The 18,929-nt window shown below is 44.9% G+C and carries 10 protein-coding genes and 1 pseudogene; 10 read left to right on the top strand and 1 reads right to left on the bottom strand.

Annotated features, from left to right (window positions below; all coding sequences use genetic code 11):
* The gene (locus WKT20_RS01200; RefSeq protein ID WP_340416681.1) at nt 1–1,512 is read left to right on the top strand and encodes a sulfatase; all 1,512 of its coding nucleotides are present in this window, start codon (nt 1–3) and stop codon (nt 1,510–1,512) included.
* An 89-nt stretch (nt 1,513–1,601) separates the two neighbouring features.
* Here WKT20_RS01200 and WKT20_RS01195 read toward each other — a convergent pair whose 3' ends face one another.
* Entirely contained in the window at nt 1,602–2,483 is an 882-nt protein-coding gene (locus WKT20_RS01195) for an AraC family transcriptional regulator (protein WP_340416680.1), read from the bottom strand.
* A gap of 201 nt (nt 2,484–2,684) precedes the next feature.
* Between WKT20_RS01195 and WKT20_RS01190 the strand changes: the two are divergent.
* The 9 genes and pseudogenes from WKT20_RS01190 (at nt 2,685) to WKT20_RS01150 (ending at nt 18,911) form a co-directional block, all read left to right on the top strand.
* Nucleotides 2,685–5,480, top strand: a pseudogene (locus WKT20_RS01190) (sugar-binding domain-containing protein).
* Nucleotides 5,481–5,563: 83 nt separating this feature from the next.
* The gene (locus WKT20_RS01185) at nt 5,564–6,970 is read left to right on the top strand and encodes a sialate O-acetylesterase (protein ID WP_340416679.1); all 1,407 of its coding nucleotides are present in this window, start codon (nt 5,564–5,566) and stop codon (nt 6,968–6,970) included.
* A complete protein-coding gene (locus tag WKT20_RS01180; RefSeq protein WP_340416678.1) occupies nt 6,967–9,183 on the top strand; it encodes an alpha-L-rhamnosidase-related protein in 2,217 nt (738 codons plus the stop codon). Before WKT20_RS01185 ends, WKT20_RS01180 begins: the two co-directional genes overlap by 4 nt.
* A gap of 534 nt (nt 9,184–9,717) precedes the next feature.
* Nucleotides 9,718–11,283: a type I restriction-modification system subunit M gene (locus WKT20_RS01175; RefSeq protein ID WP_117701527.1), complete on the top strand. Its 1,566-nt coding sequence runs from the start codon at nt 9,718–9,720 to the stop codon at nt 11,281–11,283.
* Complete coding sequence (gene rhuM, locus WKT20_RS01170) at nt 11,270–12,247, top strand: virulence protein RhuM/Fic/DOC family protein (protein WP_117701529.1); 978 nt, start codon at nt 11,270–11,272, stop codon at nt 12,245–12,247. Before WKT20_RS01175 ends, rhuM begins: the two co-directional genes overlap by 14 nt.
* The gene (locus tag WKT20_RS01165; RefSeq protein ID WP_340416677.1) at nt 12,240–13,313 is read left to right on the top strand and encodes a restriction endonuclease subunit S; all 1,074 of its coding nucleotides are present in this window, start codon (nt 12,240–12,242) and stop codon (nt 13,311–13,313) included. Before rhuM ends, WKT20_RS01165 begins: the two co-directional genes overlap by 8 nt.
* A gap of 11 nt (nt 13,314–13,324) precedes the next feature.
* Nucleotides 13,325–14,278 carry a hypothetical protein gene (locus WKT20_RS01160; protein ID WP_118164679.1) on the top strand — a complete coding sequence of 318 codons (954 nt, stop codon included), beginning with the start codon at nt 13,325–13,327 and terminating at the stop codon, nt 14,276–14,278.
* Nucleotides 14,279–14,284: 6 nt separating this feature from the next.
* Nucleotides 14,285–17,464, top strand: a complete 3,180-nt coding sequence (locus WKT20_RS01155) for a type I restriction endonuclease subunit R (protein WP_340416676.1) — start codon at nt 14,285–14,287, stop codon at nt 17,462–17,464.
* 85 nt (nt 17,465–17,549) lie between these two features.
* Nucleotides 17,550–18,911, top strand: a complete 1,362-nt coding sequence (locus WKT20_RS01150; protein ID WP_340416675.1) for an MATE family efflux transporter — start codon at nt 17,550–17,552, stop codon at nt 18,909–18,911.
* Nucleotides 18,912–18,929: the final 18 nt, after the last annotated feature.

Raw genomic sequence — 18,929 nt, 5'->3', positions numbered from 1 at the left:
ATGATTCAAAGATTTAAAACATCAATGATGCTTTTGGGAATTGCAGCAAGTGCTTTCGCAAAAGGTGCAGAGCAGAAGCCCAATGTGCTGTTCATAATGATAGATGATTACGGATGGGCAGATGTGGGGTATAACGGTAGTAAGTTTTATGAAACTCCTAATATTGATCGTCTTGCATCTGAAGGGATGGTCTTTACTAATGGTTATGCTCCAGCATCTATAAGTTCTCCAACGCGGGTGAGTGTACTTACAGGTAAATATCCTGCAAGAAATGGTATTACAGATTGGATTCCAGGTTATCAATATGGACGTACTTCAGAGGAATTGAGTAAATACAAGATGATAGCTCCTGAAATGCCGCTGAACATGCCCTTGGAAGAAGTCATAATTCCTGAAGCAATGAAAGAAAATGGATATTCTACATATCATATTGGTAAATGGCATTGTGCGGAAGATTCATTATATTATCCTCAATATCAGGGGTTTGATGTGAATATTGGTGGTTGGTTGAAAGGGTCTCCTAATGGAATAAAAAGATCGCGGGGGGGGAAAGGTGCTTATTTCTCTCCATATAGAAATCCTTATCTTTCGGACGGGCCGGATGGCGAATATCTGACAGATCGTTTGGGGGATGAAGCTATAAAGCTGATAGATGCATCTAAATCAAAGCCTTTCTTTATGTATTTGGCTTTTTATGCTGTACACACTCCAATAGAGGCAAAGCCAGAATATGTGGAATATTTCAAGAAGAAGGCTCATAAAATGCGTCTTGATGAGATACAGCCTTTTACTAAAGATTTGGATTGGTATAAAAATGCGGATCATAAAGCTTGGCATTGGAAAGAGCGTGTTGTTCAGAGCGATGCAGAGTATGCTGCGTTGATATACTCAATGGATGAGAATATAGGCCGTGTGTTGGATGCATTGAAAAAGAAAGGTCTGGATAAGAATACCATAGTATGCCTTCTCTCTGATAATGGTGGTTTGTCAACAGCTGAAGGATCTCCTACTTGTAATTTCCCGTTGCGTGCAGGTAAGGGATGGCTTTATGAGGGTGGTATTCGTGAACCTTTTCTGATAAAATATCCCAAAGTAGTAGAGGCGGGAAGCGTATGCCATAATCCAGTAATTGGTGTTGACTTTTATCCTACTATATTGGAACTGGCTGGTTTGCCTTTGAAGCCAGAGCAGCATGTGGATGGAGTAAGTCTTGTTCCGTTCTTGAAAGGTGATAGAACTTTTGATAGAGGTCCTATTTTCTGGCATTATCCTCACTATGGTGGTAAAGGTGACACTCCGGGTGGGGCTATCCGCATGGGAGATTATAAATTAATAGAGTTCTATGAAGACAATCACGTGGAGTTGTATAACTTGAGGACTGATATATCAGAAACGCATGACTTAAGTAAGGAAAAACCTGAAGTAGCAGCAGATTTGCTTAAGCGTCTACATGATTGGCGGAAAGCTTGTGGTGCAAAAATGCCGAAGACTAACCCGAATTATAAGAAGTAATAATTTCATGTATAGGTTGATTCTCAGCTTCCTATTATTGGAATAGCTGTTTTGTGAGTATCGTATGAAGAAAAAGGGATGAGTTTTTCTCATCCCTTTTTCTTCATACGATACTCTTTAGGTGACATGTGCATGTATTTAGTGAATACTTTTGAAAAATAATACGGATCATTAAAGGCCAGTTCAAAAGCTATTTCTTTTGCTTTCTTGTCGCTAAAGTCCAAGAGCTGGCATGCCTTCTGAATTTTCAACTGATTGAAATAGTTGATGGGAGACATGCCCGATTTTTGTGTAAAGAGTGTACTCAGATAAGTAGGTGAGTAGTTCACGCTTTCGGCCATGTCTTCCAGTGTCAGTTGTTTGTCCAGATTAGCCTTCATGTAATTGATGACTTTCTGTATGGTATCTTGTGTTTTGGGCTTGTTGATTTCGCGGAACTGAGGAATGTATCGGAAGGAGCCGAGCAGGTACCATAGGCAGAGCGTGATGTACTCCAAATTTTCGATGCTGTATCCCATTTCAAGGTTTACTAAAATCTCATTGAACAACTGGATGCGGTCGTTGAAACGGGCCGTAGGCGAATCGTCAATGTAGATGGTACGGTTGAACAGCTCGGAAAACAGGTGGCTTTGTTCACCGGTAAAATGAATCCAGTAAATGCTCCACGGATGGCTGGTAGAAGCGGCGTATACATGCGGTGTACCCGCTTCGATAATGAAGAAATCGTTCTTTTTTACCGTACATTTCCCTTTCCCTATGTTGTACCATCCTTCTCCTTCGTGGCAGTAAATCAGGATATGTTGCGGGCTACCTTCTGTACGTTCTCGGTAGTGACCTTCAGCGCAGGGATAATAGCCCACGTCTGTGGGGTGCAGCAAGCGCGTCATGGGATTTTCTTTGATTCTTAATAGATTCTCTTGAGGAATGACAATGGCCTTCTCATTAGGAAATCCGTCTTTTTTCTTTTCCATAGCATATTTATTTGTGGGACAAATGTAGGCATTTATTTGGATTTTCAGAGAGACTTCCTGAAGAGATTTTATCTTATAGTAAGATAATACCTGAAATCGAAAAATATTACATCCTTTTGCGAAAATAGCACATTCGGAGATGGTAGTTTATGTGTAATTTTGTCATCTGTAAAATAGTTTGTCAACTCAAAATTTGATAATATGAAAGCAGCAGCATTACTCTCATTTTCTTTGCTTTGTTTCTCTTGCAGTCAGCAGACTGATAAGATTGACTTGGCCGGTTCATGGACATTTTCTACGGACAGTATGGACTGGAGCCGGGTGATTGAACTGCCGGGCTCAATGGCTTCCAATGGTTTGGGGGAAGACATTGCCGTGGGGACTGATTGGACGGGTGGTATTGTAGATTCCTCCTATTTTTTTTAACCTTCGTATGCCAAATACCGTGAGGCAGGAAATATCAAGGTACCTTTCTGGCTTCAGCCGGTAAAATATTACAAGGGTAAGGCGTGGTATCAGAAAGAGGTGGTGATTCCGGACAGTTGGGAAGGAAAGGACATTTCTCTCTTCCTGGAACGATGCCATTGGGAGAGCCGTTTGTATATAGACGGAAAGGAAATCGGCATGCAAAACGCTTTGGGGGCGCCCCATCGTTATGACCTGACAGGCAAGCTTTCTGCAGGAAAACATGTGTTGATGCTGTGTGTAGACAATCGGGTGAAAAACATTGATCCGGGAGAGAACTCACATAGTATTTCCGACCATACACAAGGAAACTGGAACGGGGTGGTAGGCGATATGTTCCTGGAAGTGAAACCGGAAGTGAATGTGTCTTCCGTCAAGATTATACCGGAGCGTCTGGCTAAGAAAGTCAGTGTGTCGGCTTCCTTGATGAACCGTTATGAAAAAGATGCCAATGTGGTACTGGAGATGACGGTAGGTAATGAAAAAGTACAGCAACAATGTACGTTGAAGCCGGGCGAAAATCAAGTGGTGATGTCGCTGGCCATGAAGGGAGACATTAAGTGCTGGGATGAGTTTTCTCCATCCTTATATGATTTGAAGCTGAGTGTGAAGGATGCGGAGAGCGGTGAAACGGATGTCTATGCGGAACGTTTTGGTTTCCGTGATGTGAAGGTGGCAGACGGCAAGCTCACCATCAACGACCGCCGTTTGTTCCTGCGTGGTACGCTGGATTGTGCCGTATTTCCGAAGACCGGTTTCCCGCCCACGGATGTAGAATCCTGGAAAAAGATTTATACCACCTGTCAGCAGCACGGACTGAACCATGTGCGCTTTCATTCCTGGTGTCCGCCCGAAGCTGCTTTTGTGGCTGCCGATGAGATGGGTATGTACCTGGAGATAGAATGTTCTTCTTGGGCTAACCAGTCGACTACCATTGGCGACGGAGGCGATCTGGACCGCTTTATCTGGGAGGAAAGTGAACGCATCGTCCGTGAGTTTGGTAACCATCCTTCTTTCTGCATGATGATGTACGGTAACGAACCGGCTGGTGAGGGAAGTAATGCCTATCTGACTAATTTCGTTACTACCTGGAAAGAGCGCGATGCCCGCCGTTTATATTGTTCAGGTGCCGGATGGCCCAATTTGCCGGTTAACGACTTCTTGAGCGATTCCAACCCTCGTATTCAGGCATGGGGACAAGGAGTGAAGAGTATTATCAACGCACAGGCTCCGCGTACCGACTATGACTGGTCAGAATATATCGGACGTTTCCAGCAGCCGATGGTGAGCCACGAAATCGGGCAGTGGTGTGTATATCCCAACTTCAAGGAAATGGCCAAATACGACGGGGTGATGCGTCCGCGTAACTTTGAGATATTCCAGGAAACACTGGCTGAAAACGGTATGGCACATTTGGCTGACAGTTTCCTGCTGGCATCCGGAAAATTGCAGGCGTTGTGTTATAAGGCCGATATCGAAGCGGCTTTGCGTACAAAAGACTTCGGTGGATTCCAGTTGCTGGGCTTGTCTGATTTCCCGGGGCAGGGTACAGCTTTGGTAGGAGTGCTCGATGCGTTTTGGGAAGAAAAAGGCTACATCCGTCCGGAAGAATACCGTCGTTTCTGTAACAGTACGGTACCATTGCTGCGTTTGCCGAAACTGATTTGCACCAACCAGGAAACGGTGAAAGGAAGTCTGGAAGTGGCGCATTTCGGAGCTGCTCCGCTGGAAGTGACTTCTACTGCCTGGACCCTGAAAACAAAAGAAGGAAAGACAATCGCTTCGGGCACGCTGGCACACCAGCCGGTGGGTATCGGCAACTGTATTCCGCTGGGACAACTGGAGATTCCATTGGATAAGGTAGACGTCCCTTCATGCCTGACACTGGAAGCTATATTGGGAGATTACGCCAACAGCTGGCACATCTGGGTATATCCTGCTGCGGTACAGAAAGTAGCTGATGAAGCACAATTGCTGATGACCGACCGTCTGGATGCAAAAGCGTTGCAACGTCTTCAGGAAGGGGGTAACGTACTGCTTTCTTTACGGAAAGGCTCCTTGCCTGCCGAAGCGGGAGGTGAAGTAGAGATAGGTTTCTCCAGCATCTTCTGGAACACGGCCTGGACGCTGGGACAAGCACCGCACACATTGGGTATCCTGTGTAACCCCGCTCATCCGGCACTTTCAGAGTTCCCTACAGAGTATTACAGTGATTATCAGTGGTGGGATGTCATGAGTCATTCCGGTGCCATCGAAGTGGCCAAAATTGACAAGAACTTGCAGCCGATTGTACGGGTTATCGACGACTGGTTTACGAACCGTCCGCTGGCTTTGCTGTTTGAAGCGAAGGTGGGTAAGGGCAAGTTGCTTGTATCAGGAATCGATTTCTGGCAGGATATGGACAAGCGTACGGAAGCCCGTCAGTTACTCTACAGCTTGAAGAAATACATGTGCAGTGACCGCTTCAATCCCTCTTCTGAAGTTGATGCGAAAGATTTAAGTATTTTGTCTTCCGCCAAAAATCAAAAATAACCACAGAAACATCATTTTTTCCTGCAAACTTAGGGTAGTTCTTCTACCTTTGTTTGCAGGTTTTTTTCACAAGAACAGAAACAATGAAAAGCACAACGCATCTTATTTTAGGAATGCTGGCCTTGACTTTCGGAGTGGAGGCGAAGGCACAGATTCAGCTTCCGTCGGTCTTCTCCGATGGAATGGTATTACAGCAAAACAGTAAGGTAGCCGTATGGGGATGGGGAAATCCGTCTGAAACCCTGATGATTCTTTCCGGATGGAATCCGGGAGACACCGTGCGTACGGTAGTCGATAATCAGGGACGCTGGAAAGCAGAGGTGCCAACCGGGCGTGCCGGAGGTCCGTATACGCTTGAAGTGAAAGGTGGAAACGACAGCCGGAAAGTGTCGGATGTAATGCTGGGTGAAGTCTGGCTGTGCAGCGGACAATCGAACATGGAATGGTCGGCCAATATGGGAATCATGAACGGCGAGCAGGAGGTGAAACAGGCCGCTTGCCCGTCTGTGCGTATCTTTCATAATCCCAAGCAAGGAGCCGATACACCTCAGACCGACTGCCGTACGAAGTGGGAGGTAGCTACTCCCGAAAGTATGCGCAAGACCAGTGCTACTGCCTACTTCTTTGCCCGCTACCTGACCGAACACCTGAAAGTACCTGTAGGCATTTTAGTCTCTGCCTGGGGAGGTACACCGGCTGAAGTGTGGACACCGGCCGAAATCGTGGAAAAAGACGAGATACTTTCAAAGAATAAATTAAAAGACTATCCCTGGTGGCCGATAAAGCCGGGAGTATTGTACAATCAGATGATTCATCCGCTGGTGCCTTATCAGATTGCCGGATGCATCTGGTATCAGGGAGAAAGCAACCATGAGAATGCACCGTCGTATGCCCGTCTGGTATCCAAGATGGTGGAGGCCTGGCGAAAAGATTTCGGATGGGACTTTCCGTTCTATTATGTGCAGATTGCGCCTCATACGTACGGAGCGAAGAACAACACCCCGGCTTTGTTGCGTGAACAGCAGGAACTCATGCTGGGGCAGGTAAAGAATACTGCCATGATCAATATTTCCGATTTGGTGGAGAATGTAAAAGACATTCATCCGCGTAATAAGCGGGCCATTGGAGAACGTCTGGCCTGTCTGGCTATGGACAAAGTCTACGGTCAGTTTACCGGTGCTTACGAGAGTCCGCGTTTGCATGAAGCCCGGGTGGTGAAGCGAAACCTGGAAGTCACGTTGGAGGGGAATTTCAATACCTTGCATTCCACCCCCAAAGAGGTGACAGGTCTGACGGTCGTAGACGGTACAGGGAAACAGGTTGCAGTCAATGCCCGCTTGAAAGGCAAGACCTTGCAGATTCCCCTGCGAGGATTGAAAGCACCTTATCAGGTATATTATTGTTTTGATGAAGCTACCATTGGCAGTCTCCGTACAGATGCGGGTATGCCGGTGCTTCCATTCCGTACAGAAAAAATAGAAGTGAAATGAAAAAGTGGTTATGTATGTTAGTCTGCTGCCTGTCTGTTTATGTGCAGGCACAGGTATGGACTTTAAAAGAGAAAGAGCCGGCTGCCCCGGGCACATGGTGGTGTTTCCGTAATACGGTCACGCTGGAAGAATTACCCCGCTCACTGGAACTGCGTCTGGCTGCCGATACGAAATACTGGCTTTGGGTGAACGGCGAGTTGCAGGTGTCGGAAGGAGGATTGAAACGCGGTCCGAACCCTTCGGATACCTATTGCGATGTGATTACTTCGCTTCCTGCCTTGCGTGCGGGCGAGAATACCGTGGCTTTGTTAGTATGGTACTTTGGTAAGGATGGTTTCAGCCATCGCAACTCCCCTACGGCAGGCATCAGTTTCTCCCTTTCTTGTGATGGAAAGGAGGTGGAACCCGATGCAAAATGGCGGGTGAAAAAGCATCCGGCCTATTATGTGCCGCAGGGTGAACAGCCCAACTATCGTCTGGCAGAGTCAAACATCGGGTTCGATGCAGTGAAAGACATCCCTTTCATGTCGCCCGATTATGATGACAAGAAATGGAAGAAAGCCACGGAAATATCACTGGAAAAAGCCGGATGGAATCAGCTGGTAGACCGCCCCATTCCGTTCTGGAAAGACTACGGGCTGAAGCCTTATGCGAAGACAGAGATGCAGGGCGATACGCTGCTGCGGGCTTACCTGCCTTACAATGCACAGATTACTCCCTACATCCGCCTGAAAGCACCGGCAGGCAAGTGTATCCGTATCCGCACGGACAACTACCGGGGCGGTTCGGCCACCAATGTATTTGCCGAGTATCGCACGTGTGAAGGAGAACAGACATTCGAATGCAAGGGCTGGATGAACGGCCATTATGTGCAGTATGAACTTCCGGAAGGCGTGGAAGTGCTTGATGTGAAGTACCGTGAAACGGGCTACGACACCTCCTTTGCCGGAAGCTTCTCCTGCGATGACCCGATGCTTACCCGCTTGTGGGACAAGTCGCAGCGTACGCTCTACATCACCATGCGCGACACTTATATGGATTGTCCCGACCGCGAGCGTGCCCAGTGGTGGGGCGACGTGGTGAACGAGTTGGGCGAAGCTTTCTATGCTCTCGACGAAAAGGCTCACCTGCTGACCCGCAAGGGTATTCATGAACTGATGGGATGGCAGCGGGCCGACAGCACCATCTTTGCACCTGTTCCAGCCGGAAACTATAAGGATGAACTGCCCATGCAGATGCTGGCCAGTGTGAGCCATTATGGTTTCTGGACCTACTACATGGGTACGGGCGACCGTCAGACCATTGCCGACGTGCTGCCGCGGGTAAAGAAATACATCCACGTTTGGAAAACGGATGCTCAAGGGCTGGTGATACCTCGTTCCGGCGGATGGACCTGGGGCGACTGGGGAGAAAACAAGGATATGACCCTGCTGTTCAACCTCTGGTATGTAATTGCTTTGAAGGGATACGAAGAAATGAACCAGTTGGCCGGCGAGGCAGAAGAAGCCGCCTGGGCACGCACCACCGCCGACAAGCTGCGTAAAGTGTTCCACCGTGCGTTCTGGAACGGAAAATACTACATCTCTCCGGGCTATCAGGGCAAACCCGATGACCGTGCGCAGGTATTGGCCGTCGTATCCGGAGTCTTGCCCAAAGAACTGTATCCGGTGATTCGTCCCTTCTTCTCTACCTGGTATCACGCCAGTCCGTACATGGAGAAATACGTGCTCGAAGCTCTTTGCACGATGGGCTATTATCAGGACGCCCTGAACCGCATGAAGCTGCGTTATCGCGCCATGATAGAAAGTCCGCTGACCACGCTGTGGGAGGGCTGGGGCATCGGCAGCGAAGGTTTCGGAGGGGGTACCTACAACCACGCATGGAGCGGTGGGCCGCTGACCATCCTTTCACAATACATCGCCGGCATTGAAACGCTGGAACCGGCTTTCCGTACATTCCGTGTGGCACCTCATCCGGCACATTTGAACCTCATCCGTACCCAGGTACCGTTGTCGGGCGGTCGTCGCATCATATTTGAAATGGACAAGTCGGTTCACAGTGGAACCATGTATCTGCGAGTACCGGAAGGAACTTCCGCACAGGTGGTGCTTCCTGCCGAATTCCAGCGCTGGAGTGTGAACGGCGAACCGAAAAACGAACGTCAGCTGACGCTGGCTGCCGGAGAATGGCATTTTGAAATGAGCGAGAAATAGTTTTGTTTTTGATTATCCAAATGGAAAGGCCGGGAGTCGGGAGACCTTCGGCCTTTTTTGTGTTTAGGTGGAGAGTTAATCGGAAAGGTTAGGGGAGCTTTGTAAACTTTTCAAGGAGCCGAAGGATAAAATGATAAAGTAAGCCCGGAGAAACTTGAATGAACCTGGGCCATTTCTTAAAAATATAGTTAAATTTACCTCGACACGTACGTGACGAGGTCTTGACACGTTCGTGCTGATGTCTTGACACGTACGTGCGGAGAGGTTGACACGTTCGTGTCGAGATATTTTTGTAGGTTCGTTGACAGTTTTGGGATTAAGGGGTTGGGAAAGTGTGGAGGTATGTTTAAATGGTAAGATTTGGAGGCTACGAATATTTTAAATTTAACATTGGTTTTTCTCATGCTTAATCATTAAATTTGCAATTACTGCACGCTAATCAATCTTTATAGAGAATATGGATAGAGATAGCTGCATATTAATTAAGGTAAATTTAAGGTAACTGATGAATACAAGAAAAGAAGAATAAAGAACATGGCAAAAAAGTTACAGAAAGAAAAGAGTATCGAGGAAACCCTTTGGGAGTCTGCAAATAAACTGCGTGGTTCCGTAGAACCTTCAGAGTATAAACACGTTGTATTAAGTCTGATATTTCTGAAATATGCTTTCGACCGTTTTGTGGAAAGACGTGATGAATTGATTTCGGAAGGTAAAGAAGCCTTTGTCAATCAGGCTGTATTCTATAATGCAAAGAATGTGTTTTATCTGAGCGAAATCAGTCGCTGGGATTACTTGATAGAAAACGCAAAACAGAACGATATTGCCATTAAGATAGATGCGGCTTTGGCACAGGTGGAAAAGGATAATCCGGCACTGAAAGGTGCATTGCCGAGCAATTATTATTCAGGTTTGGGCCTTGACCGTACCAAATTGGCCAGTCTGCTGGATGTGATTGGCAAGATAGATACGCAGAAAGATAAAGAACATGATTTGATAGGGCGTGTTTACGAATATTTCTTAGGAAAATTTGCCATAGCAGAAGGAAAGGGAAAAGGAGAGTATTACACCCCTAAGACAATCGTTAATCTGATAGCGGAAATGATTCAACCCTATCGGGGCAAAATATATGACCCGTGTTGTGGTTCAGGAGGTATGTTCGTGCAAAGCATGAAGTTCATCGAAGCACATCATGGTAACAAGAAGGATATTTCCGTTTACGGGCAGGAATACACGAATACTACTTATAAACTGGCCAAGATGAACTTGGCAATTCGTGGCATTGCCTGTAATTTGGGAGAAAAAGCCGCCGATACTTTTCACGATGACCAGCACAAGGATTTGAAGGCCGATTTTATCATGGCCAATCCTCCTTTTAACCAGAAAGCATGGCGTGCAGAAAATGAGCTGACTGCCGACCCACGCTGGCACGGTTACGATGTGCCGCCTACCAGTAACGCGAATTACGGTTGGATTCTGAATATTGTATCTAAATTGTCGGCCAATGGAATGGCAGGTTTCCTGCTTGCCAACGGTGCGTTGAGTGGAGATGGCACTGAACTAAACATACGTCGTCAGTTGCTGAATAATCATTTGGTGGAAGCCATTGTGATTCTTCCTCGTAATATGTTCTATTCCACCGATATTAGCGTAACGCTTTGGATTCTGGCTGGTAACCGCAAAGCCCGTACCGTAGAACAGAACGGAGAGTTGGTGAAATACCGTAACCGTGAAAATGAGGTGCTGTTCATTGACTTGCGCCAGTGGGGAGAACCCTTTGAGAAGAAATACATCCAGTTCTCCAAAGAACAAATAGCACAGATAGCCGAGAACTTTCATAACTGGCAGCGTGAGGGATACGAACAGACTTACCAGAACGTACCGGAATATTGCTATTCGGCCACACTTGAAGAGATTGAAGCCAAAGGATGGTCACTTGTTCCCAGCAAATACATTGAGTTCAAGAGCCGTGATGAAGGTATTGATTTCGATTCCAAGATGAAAGAGTTGCAAGCAGAAATGAAGGAATTGTTGAAACAGGAAGAAGAGAGCAAGAAGGATTTGTTGAATCTGTTCAGGGAGTTGGGCTATGGAATTGAATGACAAAATAGTAATCTACCGTACGGCTGATGGGCAAACATCCATTGACGTGAAATTAGAAGACGAGACTGTATGGCTTTCGGCTAACCAGATGGCTAATCTGTTTGATAGGGATGAAAAGACTATAAGAAAACATATTAATAATGTCTTTTCCGAAGGTGAACTGGAAAAAGAGAACAACACGCATTTTTTGCGTGTTGATGGCGTGAAACAGCCTGTTGCCTTTTATTCTTTGGATGTGATTATTTCCATAGGCTATCGCGTGAAAAGCCAACGTGGCACTCAATTCCGTATTTGGGCCAATAGAGTATTGAAAGAATATCTGGTGAAAGGCTATGCCGTCAACAAGGCTTTGACCGAACAGCGTTATACTGAATTGAAGCAATTGGTAACGGTTTTGGGCCGTACAGTCAAGGCACAGGAAGCACTGACATCGGAAGATGCGCTCAATCTGGTGGAAGTGGTTTCCGATTACGCTTATGCGCTCGATACGTTAGACAGATACGATTATCAGCAACTGGCGGTAGAGCAGACCACTAACGAAATAAAGTTCCATGCTACCTACGAGGGAGCCATGCAGGCCATAGAAGAACTGAAGGAAAAATTCGGTGGAAGTCAGTGGTTTGCCCATGAGAAGGATGATTCCTTTAAAAGTTCCATCGGGCAAATATACCAGACTTTTGGCGGGCAAGACCTTTACCCTTCTGTGGAGGAAAAAGCGGCTATGCTGCTTTATCTCGTCACGAAAAATCACTCGTTTAGTGATGGCAACAAACGTATTGCGGCCACCCTTTTCCTGTGGTTTATGGCCGGCAACGGCATTCTCTACAATCCAGATGGGAGTAAGCGCATTGCCGACAACACCCTTGTGGCTCTTACGCTGATGATTGCTGAGAGCCGTACAGAGGAAAAGGATATTATGGTGAAAGTAGTAGTCAATCTGATTAACAAGAACAACTATGAGTAAGGAGAATTATAGACGGCTGGGTGATTATATTCGTGAGGTGGATGTAAGGAATCGGGATTTGGAGGTGAAGGAACTTTTAGGGGTTAGTATCTCCAAAGAGTTTATACCATCTATAGCAAATACTATCGGAACTGATATGTCTTCTTATAAAATTGTTAAGTTTCGGCAATTTGTTTATATTGAAGATACTTCACGGAGAGGAGATAAGATAGCGATTGCTTTACTACAGGATTTTAAAGAAGCTATAGTTTCTTCTATTTATACTGTTTTTGAAGTAAAGAACCAGGATGAACTTCTTCCCGAGTATCTAATGATGTGGTTTCGTCGTCCAGAATTTGACCGATATGCCCGTTTTAAATCTCACGGTAGCGCAAGAGAGATTTTTAGCTGGGAGGAAATGTGTGATGTTTTTCTTCCTATTCCTTCCATTGAACAACAACGGAAGATAGTTGCCGAATACGAAACCATTTCCCGGAGAATTCGTCTGAACAAACAAATAATCACTCGTTTGGAAGAAACAGCCCAAACACTCTACCGCAAAATGTTTGTAGATGAGATTGATAAGGAGAATTTGCCGGAAGGTTGGAGAATGGGGACATTGGAAGAAATTGCCGATTTCAAGAATGGCAAGGCTATAAAAACAAATAATGGCATTATACCTATTTACGGAGGGAATGGAATAGTAGGTTACACGGAATCTTTTAATGCGAAGAATGTAATCATTATTGGAAGAGTAGGCATTAATTGTGGAAATGCATTTTTAGAGCCTAATAAATGTTGGGTAAATGACAATGCAATGATGGCTATATCTAAATCGAATAATATATATTTCTTATATTGGCTTATACGTGGGATGGATTTAAATAGTCAAAGCGAAGGTTCTGGTCAACCACTATTGACACAAGTTATATTGAATCAACAAGAGTGTCTTATTCCGTCACATATCGCAATAAAAAGATTTGATGACCAAGCGAAGATTTTGGTTAGGAATATATTTTTAATGCAACGTGAGATTATAAAATCAACTGAATTACAGTCTTTGCTATTGGCGAAGATGGGGCAATAAAAAATATTTTTATGGAAAGAAATGTTATTATAATTATGATTGTTTGTGCTACTTTAATAGCAATAATAGCTATTATTTGTGATTTCTTAAGCAATAAAAAAATACAAACTTCTACAGAAAATTTATTAACTCAGAAAATAATTAAATTACATCGAAATTATATTGTGGGGTTTCTTAGCTTTGCAGTGATAACTATTATCTCTGCAAAATATGGAGGACCTAACAATAATATTTTTGATTATTTGTCTTTTGGCTCAACTATTACTTCATTAGTTTTATCCGTATTAGCAATATTTGTAACCGTACAATCATCTTCAGATTTGTATAAACAATTTACAAGAATAGACAATGCTACGGAAACAATTACAACTATTTCAAAACAATTAGATGGAACATTAGATAAAATAACTGATGTAGAAAAAAAATTAACTTTAACCTCTAATACAATAACAAATCAAATAGATAGTATTATATCCCGTGTAGATGAGAAATTAAAAGAACGAATGCAGGAAACTGAACATAAACTCTCAGAGCAGATAAACTCTTTGAACATTTCAACTGTAAGTGGAAAAGAACAAAACTCTGAGGAAGCATTAGATTTCGTGAGTAAATTAAAAACATACTATTTAAATAGTATATCGGCAACAGGTGCATTAGCTATTTATGCATGTATTTTATCAAAAGATTATAATAAAGAATTCATATTACCTGATTTATTAAAAGGTAATGAGTTATATGCGTATGGTTTTTTAGTTTCAACGATTTCATCGGGATTATTAAATGCAAAAATAGAAGAGAATTATAAGATTAGTTGTTCGGGTTCAGAATATACACAAGAAGAAATTATTAATATCCTAAAGAATCAGGTTGTTAAATTTGGTCAAGATTTTCTCAACCAAATAAATACAATTAATAGATATTTTGGAATAAACGAATTGATAGTAGACTTGAAATCTCAAGAATAGTTTATTATGTCACATTTCAACGAACATACCCTCGAACTCTCCATCATGGAGTTATTCCAGCAGGAAGACTACATCTATACCAGCGGAGAAGAAATTCATAAAGAAGCAGATGAAGTATTGCTGCGCGATGATATGCGTACGTATCTTCGTAACCGCTATCGAGAGGCTGGTATCACTCCTCTTGAAATAGAAAGTGTATTGGCAAGGCTGACAGCCAATGTAGGGTGGTCTTTGTATGACAATAATGCACAGACCTATCGGCTGATGACCGAAGGGTTTTCGTTGAAGCGTGAAGATGCTGCCTTGCCCGATTTGTTTATCGAACCGATAGACTTTAGCGAGGAAGGAAGAGACAATAATCTGTTCCGTGTGGTCAATCAGTTGGAAATAAAAGGAACCGAGAAGCGTATTCCTGACGGTATTGTATATGTGAATGGTTTGCCGGTAGTAGTGCTGGAATTTAAAAGTGCAGTAAAAGAAGATACTACTATTATGGATGCCTATACACAGCTCACCGTGCGTTATCGTCGTGATATTCCTGAACTGTTCAAATATAATGCGTTCGTAGTAATCAGCGATGGGGTAAACAATAAGTATGGGTCGTTGTTTTCGCCTTACGATTTCTTTTATACCTGGCGAAAGGTGGAGGCGAACGACAAGGCAACCGATGGCATCAACTCTTTGCTGACAATGGTCAAAGGTTTGTTTCGCAAAGAAAGGTTATTGAGTGTAATCAAGGATTTTGTGTTCTTCCCCGATTTGTCGAAGAATGAGAAGAAGGTAGTTTGCCGTTATCCTCAGTTTTTTGCCACTCACAAGTTGTTTGAGAATATTCGCTTACATTCCAAACTTCGGGAAGGGGGCGATGGGAAAGGCGGTACCTACTTTGGAGCTACCGGATGTGGAAAGAGCATCACCATGCTGTTTCTTAGTAGGATGCTGATGCGTAGCCGGGAGTTTGCCAGTCCTACAATTGTCCTGATAACCGACCGTACAGACTTGGACGACCAGCTTTCCAAGTTGTTTGGTACAGCTAAAAATTTTATTGGTGATGAATGTGTGATAGATGTGGAGAGCAGGGACAAGCTGCGTGAGTATCTGACCGGACGGACAAGTGGCGGTGTGTTTCTTACTACCATCCATAAGTTTACGGAAGATACACGTCTCTTGTCGAAAAGGGCGAATATTATTTGTATCTCCGACGAGGCCCATCGTTCGCAGACCAGTCTGGCTATGCAAGTGAAGCAGACCGAGAAGGGAGTGAGACGAAATTTCGGTTTTGCTAAATACTTGCATGATTCATTGCCTAATGCCACGTATGTGGGCTTTACAGGAACTCCGATTGATGCAACGATAGAGGTGTTTGGCGAAGTGGTGGATGCTTATACCATGACAGAATCGGTTACTGATGGTATTACCCGTCGTATTGTGTATGAGGGGCGTGCAGCAAAAGTGTTGCTTGATAATAAAAAATTGCAAGAGATAGAGAAGTATTATGCGCAGTGTGCAGAAGAAGGGGCTAATGAGTATCAGATAGAAGAAAGTAAGAAAGCGGTGACCAAGATGGAGCGTATCTTGGGTGATGCTGATCGTTTGCAGGCGGTGGCCGAAGATTTCATTGCGCATTATGAGAAGCGAGTGGAAGAGGGAAGTACGGTAGAAGGTAAGGCTATGTTTGTGTGCTCTAACCGTACGATAGCTTTTTCCTTGTATAAGAAAATTGCGCTTCTACGGCCTGAATGGGTGAAGAAACCTGGTGAAGAGAAGCAGGGAATGGATGAACTGCAGGCTGCAGACATGTATGTGCTTTATGGCAATCAAGGGCTTCCTATTGAAAAGATGAAGCTAATCATGACCCGAAGCAAGGATGATGAGCCGGAACTTTATTCATTGTTGGGAGCGGACGATGACCGTCGGGCTTGGGCAGAAGAATATAAAAAGCCTAAATCGAACTTTAAAATAGCCATTGTGGTAGATATGTGGACGACGGGCTTTGATGTGGACTGCCTGGACACGATGTACATTGACAAACCTTTGCAGCAACATACGCTGGTGCAGACTATTTCGCGTGTGAACAGGGTGTATCCGGGAAAGGAAAAAGGTTTGGTGGTGGACTATATCGGTATTAAAAGTAATATGAATGTAGCCTTGAAACGCTACGCACAAGGGGACGATAATTCGGATTCGGTGGAAAATATCGGGCAGTCTGTGGCAATGGTGAAAGATGAGCTGGATATTATCCGGCGGTTATTCGGGAGTTTTGACTATTCCGTGTTTTCTACGGGGACACCGCTGGAGCAATTGGACTGCCTGAATAAGGGGGCTGAATTAATGCAGCGCACCAAGGAACAGGAGAACTTATTCATGGGTCATGCCAGAAAACTGAAATCGACATTCAATCTGTGTAGCAACAGTGAGGAGATAAGCTATGCCGAGCGTGAGGAAATACACTATTTTTGTGGGGTACGGTCTATTATCTATAAGCTGACAACTGGAGATACGCCGGACATTTCTCAAATGAACAGGCGGGTTGGTGAGATGATAGAAGAGGCAATACAGTCGGAAGGTGTGGAAGAAATCATTCAGATAGGCAATGACAAGGAGAACCTGGACGTGTTAAGTGAAGAATACATGGAACGATTGGGTAAACTGAAGCTGCCTAATACGAAAGTGAAGCTGATGGAACGGCTCTTGAAAACTGTCATTACAGAGTTCAAGAAAGTGAACAAGGCTAAAGGAGTGGATTTTTCCAAACGCCTGAGTGCTTTGGTTGAAAAGTATAATGAACGTAGGGACAGTGCGATTTTTGCAGATGAGGTACTGACCGAAGTGGCTAATCAGATGGTCGATTTATTAAAGGAGCTGAACAAAGAAAAGAAGTCATTCCAGAATTTAGGTATCAGCTACGAGGAAAAAGCGTTTTATGATATTCTTAAGTCTATTGCGAAACAATTTGGTTTTGAGTATCCTGAAGAGAAATTACTGAAACTGGCTGCTGAAATAAAGACAATTGTGGCTGATAAATCAAAATATACAGACTGGTCTACTCGTGATGACATAAAGGCAGAACTGAAAATGGACCTGATTCTGATACTGGCGGAATATGGTTATCCTCCTGTGACGAATGACGAGGTGTTTAAGGAAATTCTGGAGCAGGCGGAGAATTTCAAGAAATATAATGGATAAAACAGAAGTCCGCCTGTATCCATCTTATCCAATTTTACCGTAAATTTGCCGCGCATTTTGAAGAAGGTAAAAAATGGATAACAGTGTGACTAAAAAACGTGCCCAAAGCAATGAGATAGATATGCTGAACGGGCCGTTGTTCAAGAAAATTTTGCTGTTTGCTCTTCCGTTGGCAGCCAGCAGTTTGTTACAGGAACTTTTTAATTCGGTGGATGTGGCAGTAGTGGGCCACTTCGTAGGAAGCAGGGCACTGGCAGCCGTGGGAAGTAATGCGCCCGTCATCGGGTTATTGATAAACCTGTTTATGGGTGTTTCCATGGGAGCCTGTGCCATTATCTCGAACCACATCGGGCAGCAGGACGACAGGAGCATACGCAATGCCATCAGTACGGTGCAGTTGGTGGCACTTCTCAGCGGATTCTTTTTGCTGGTGTTGGGGCAGGTGGCTGCCCGGCCGATTCTGACATGGATGGGTACTCCGCCGGATGTGCTGGATGAGGCGGTGACTTACCTGCGTATTTATTTCCTGGGAATGCCTTTTATCATGGCATTTAATTTCGGTGCCGCCATTTTGCGGAGTATGGGCGATACGCGGCGTCCGCTGTATATCCTGGTCATGGCCGGTGTGGTCAATACCTTGCTGAACCTGCTGTTCGTGATAGGCTTCGGCATGGGAGTGGCAGGAGTGGCTGTAGCTACGGGCATAGCCAATGCGGTTAGTGCCACTTTAATCATTCGTTTGCTGTGTAAGGAGAAAGAACCTTTCCGGTTGCATTTCGACAGGATGAAGATTCATGGGGTGGAGTTGAGCCGTATGCTGCGCATCGGAGTGCCGGCAGGAGTGCAGGGCATGATTTTCTCCATTTCAAATGTGGTGGTACAGTCGTCTATCAACAGCTACGGAGCTGATGCGATTGCCGGTTCGTCGGCTGCGCTCAACTTTGAGTATTATTGTTATTTCATTATTCAGGGATTTAACGGGGCTGCCATCAGCTTCATTGCCCAGAACTATGGGGCCGGAAGAATGGACCGGGTGCATCGGGTGTTCTGGATTTGCATGGGCTCAAGTCTGGCTTTCTGTGCAGCTTTCAACTGGCTTTTTGCCTGGCAGGATGATTTCTTCCTGGGCTTCTTTTCGGATGTACCGATGGTGCATCATTTCGGGGCTATCCGCATGCACATTGTGCTGGCCTGTCAGTTTATTGCCAGCAGTTACGAGATTGCCGGTTCATCGTTGCGCGGCATGGGAAAATCGCTGACTCCGGCCGTGCTCACGGTATTTGGAACCTGCCTGTTGCGTATTGTCTGGGTGTATGGGGTATCGCCGGTGTGGAGAGGATACGATGTGCTGATGATGGTGTATCCGGTGTCGTGGGTGGTTACCGGGTTGCTGGTGCTTACGGCCTACTGGTTGTTTATTCGGAAAAAGAGATTGGCTTTGAACTAAAAAGAAAGAGGCTGTCTC

It is taken from the genome of Phocaeicola sp. ICN-14070, from assembly GCF_037892625.1.
In the GTDB taxonomy this organism is placed as follows: domain Bacteria; phylum Bacteroidota; class Bacteroidia; order Bacteroidales; family Bacteroidaceae; genus Phocaeicola; species Phocaeicola plebeius.
This window is presented reverse-complemented; position numbering and strand designations above follow the sequence as displayed.

Excerpts from the sequence above, each read along its gene's own strand:
- WKT20_RS01200 (WP_340416681.1), top strand. The coding sequence starts at position 1 with ATGATTCAAAGATTTAAAACATCAATGATGCTTTTGGGAATTGCAGCA.
- WKT20_RS01195 (WP_340416680.1), bottom strand. The coding sequence starts at position 2,483 with ATGGAAAAGAAAAAAGACGGATTTCCTAATGAGAAGGCCATTGTCATT.
- WKT20_RS01185 (WP_340416679.1), top strand. The coding sequence starts at position 5,564 with ATGAAAAGCACAACGCATCTTATTTTAGGAATGCTGGCCTTGACTTTC.
- WKT20_RS01180 (WP_340416678.1), top strand. The coding sequence starts at position 6,967 with ATGAAAAAGTGGTTATGTATGTTAGTCTGCTGCCTGTCTGTTTATGTG.
- WKT20_RS01175 (WP_117701527.1), top strand. The coding sequence starts at position 9,718 with ATGGCAAAAAAGTTACAGAAAGAAAAGAGTATCGAGGAAACCCTTTGG.
- rhuM (WP_117701529.1), top strand. The coding sequence starts at position 11,270 with ATGGAATTGAATGACAAAATAGTAATCTACCGTACGGCTGATGGGCAA.
- WKT20_RS01165 (WP_340416677.1), top strand. The coding sequence starts at position 12,240 with ATGAGTAAGGAGAATTATAGACGGCTGGGTGATTATATTCGTGAGGTG.
- WKT20_RS01160 (WP_118164679.1), top strand. The coding sequence starts at position 13,325 with ATGGAAAGAAATGTTATTATAATTATGATTGTTTGTGCTACTTTAATA.
- WKT20_RS01155 (WP_340416676.1), top strand. The coding sequence starts at position 14,285 with ATGTCACATTTCAACGAACATACCCTCGAACTCTCCATCATGGAGTTA.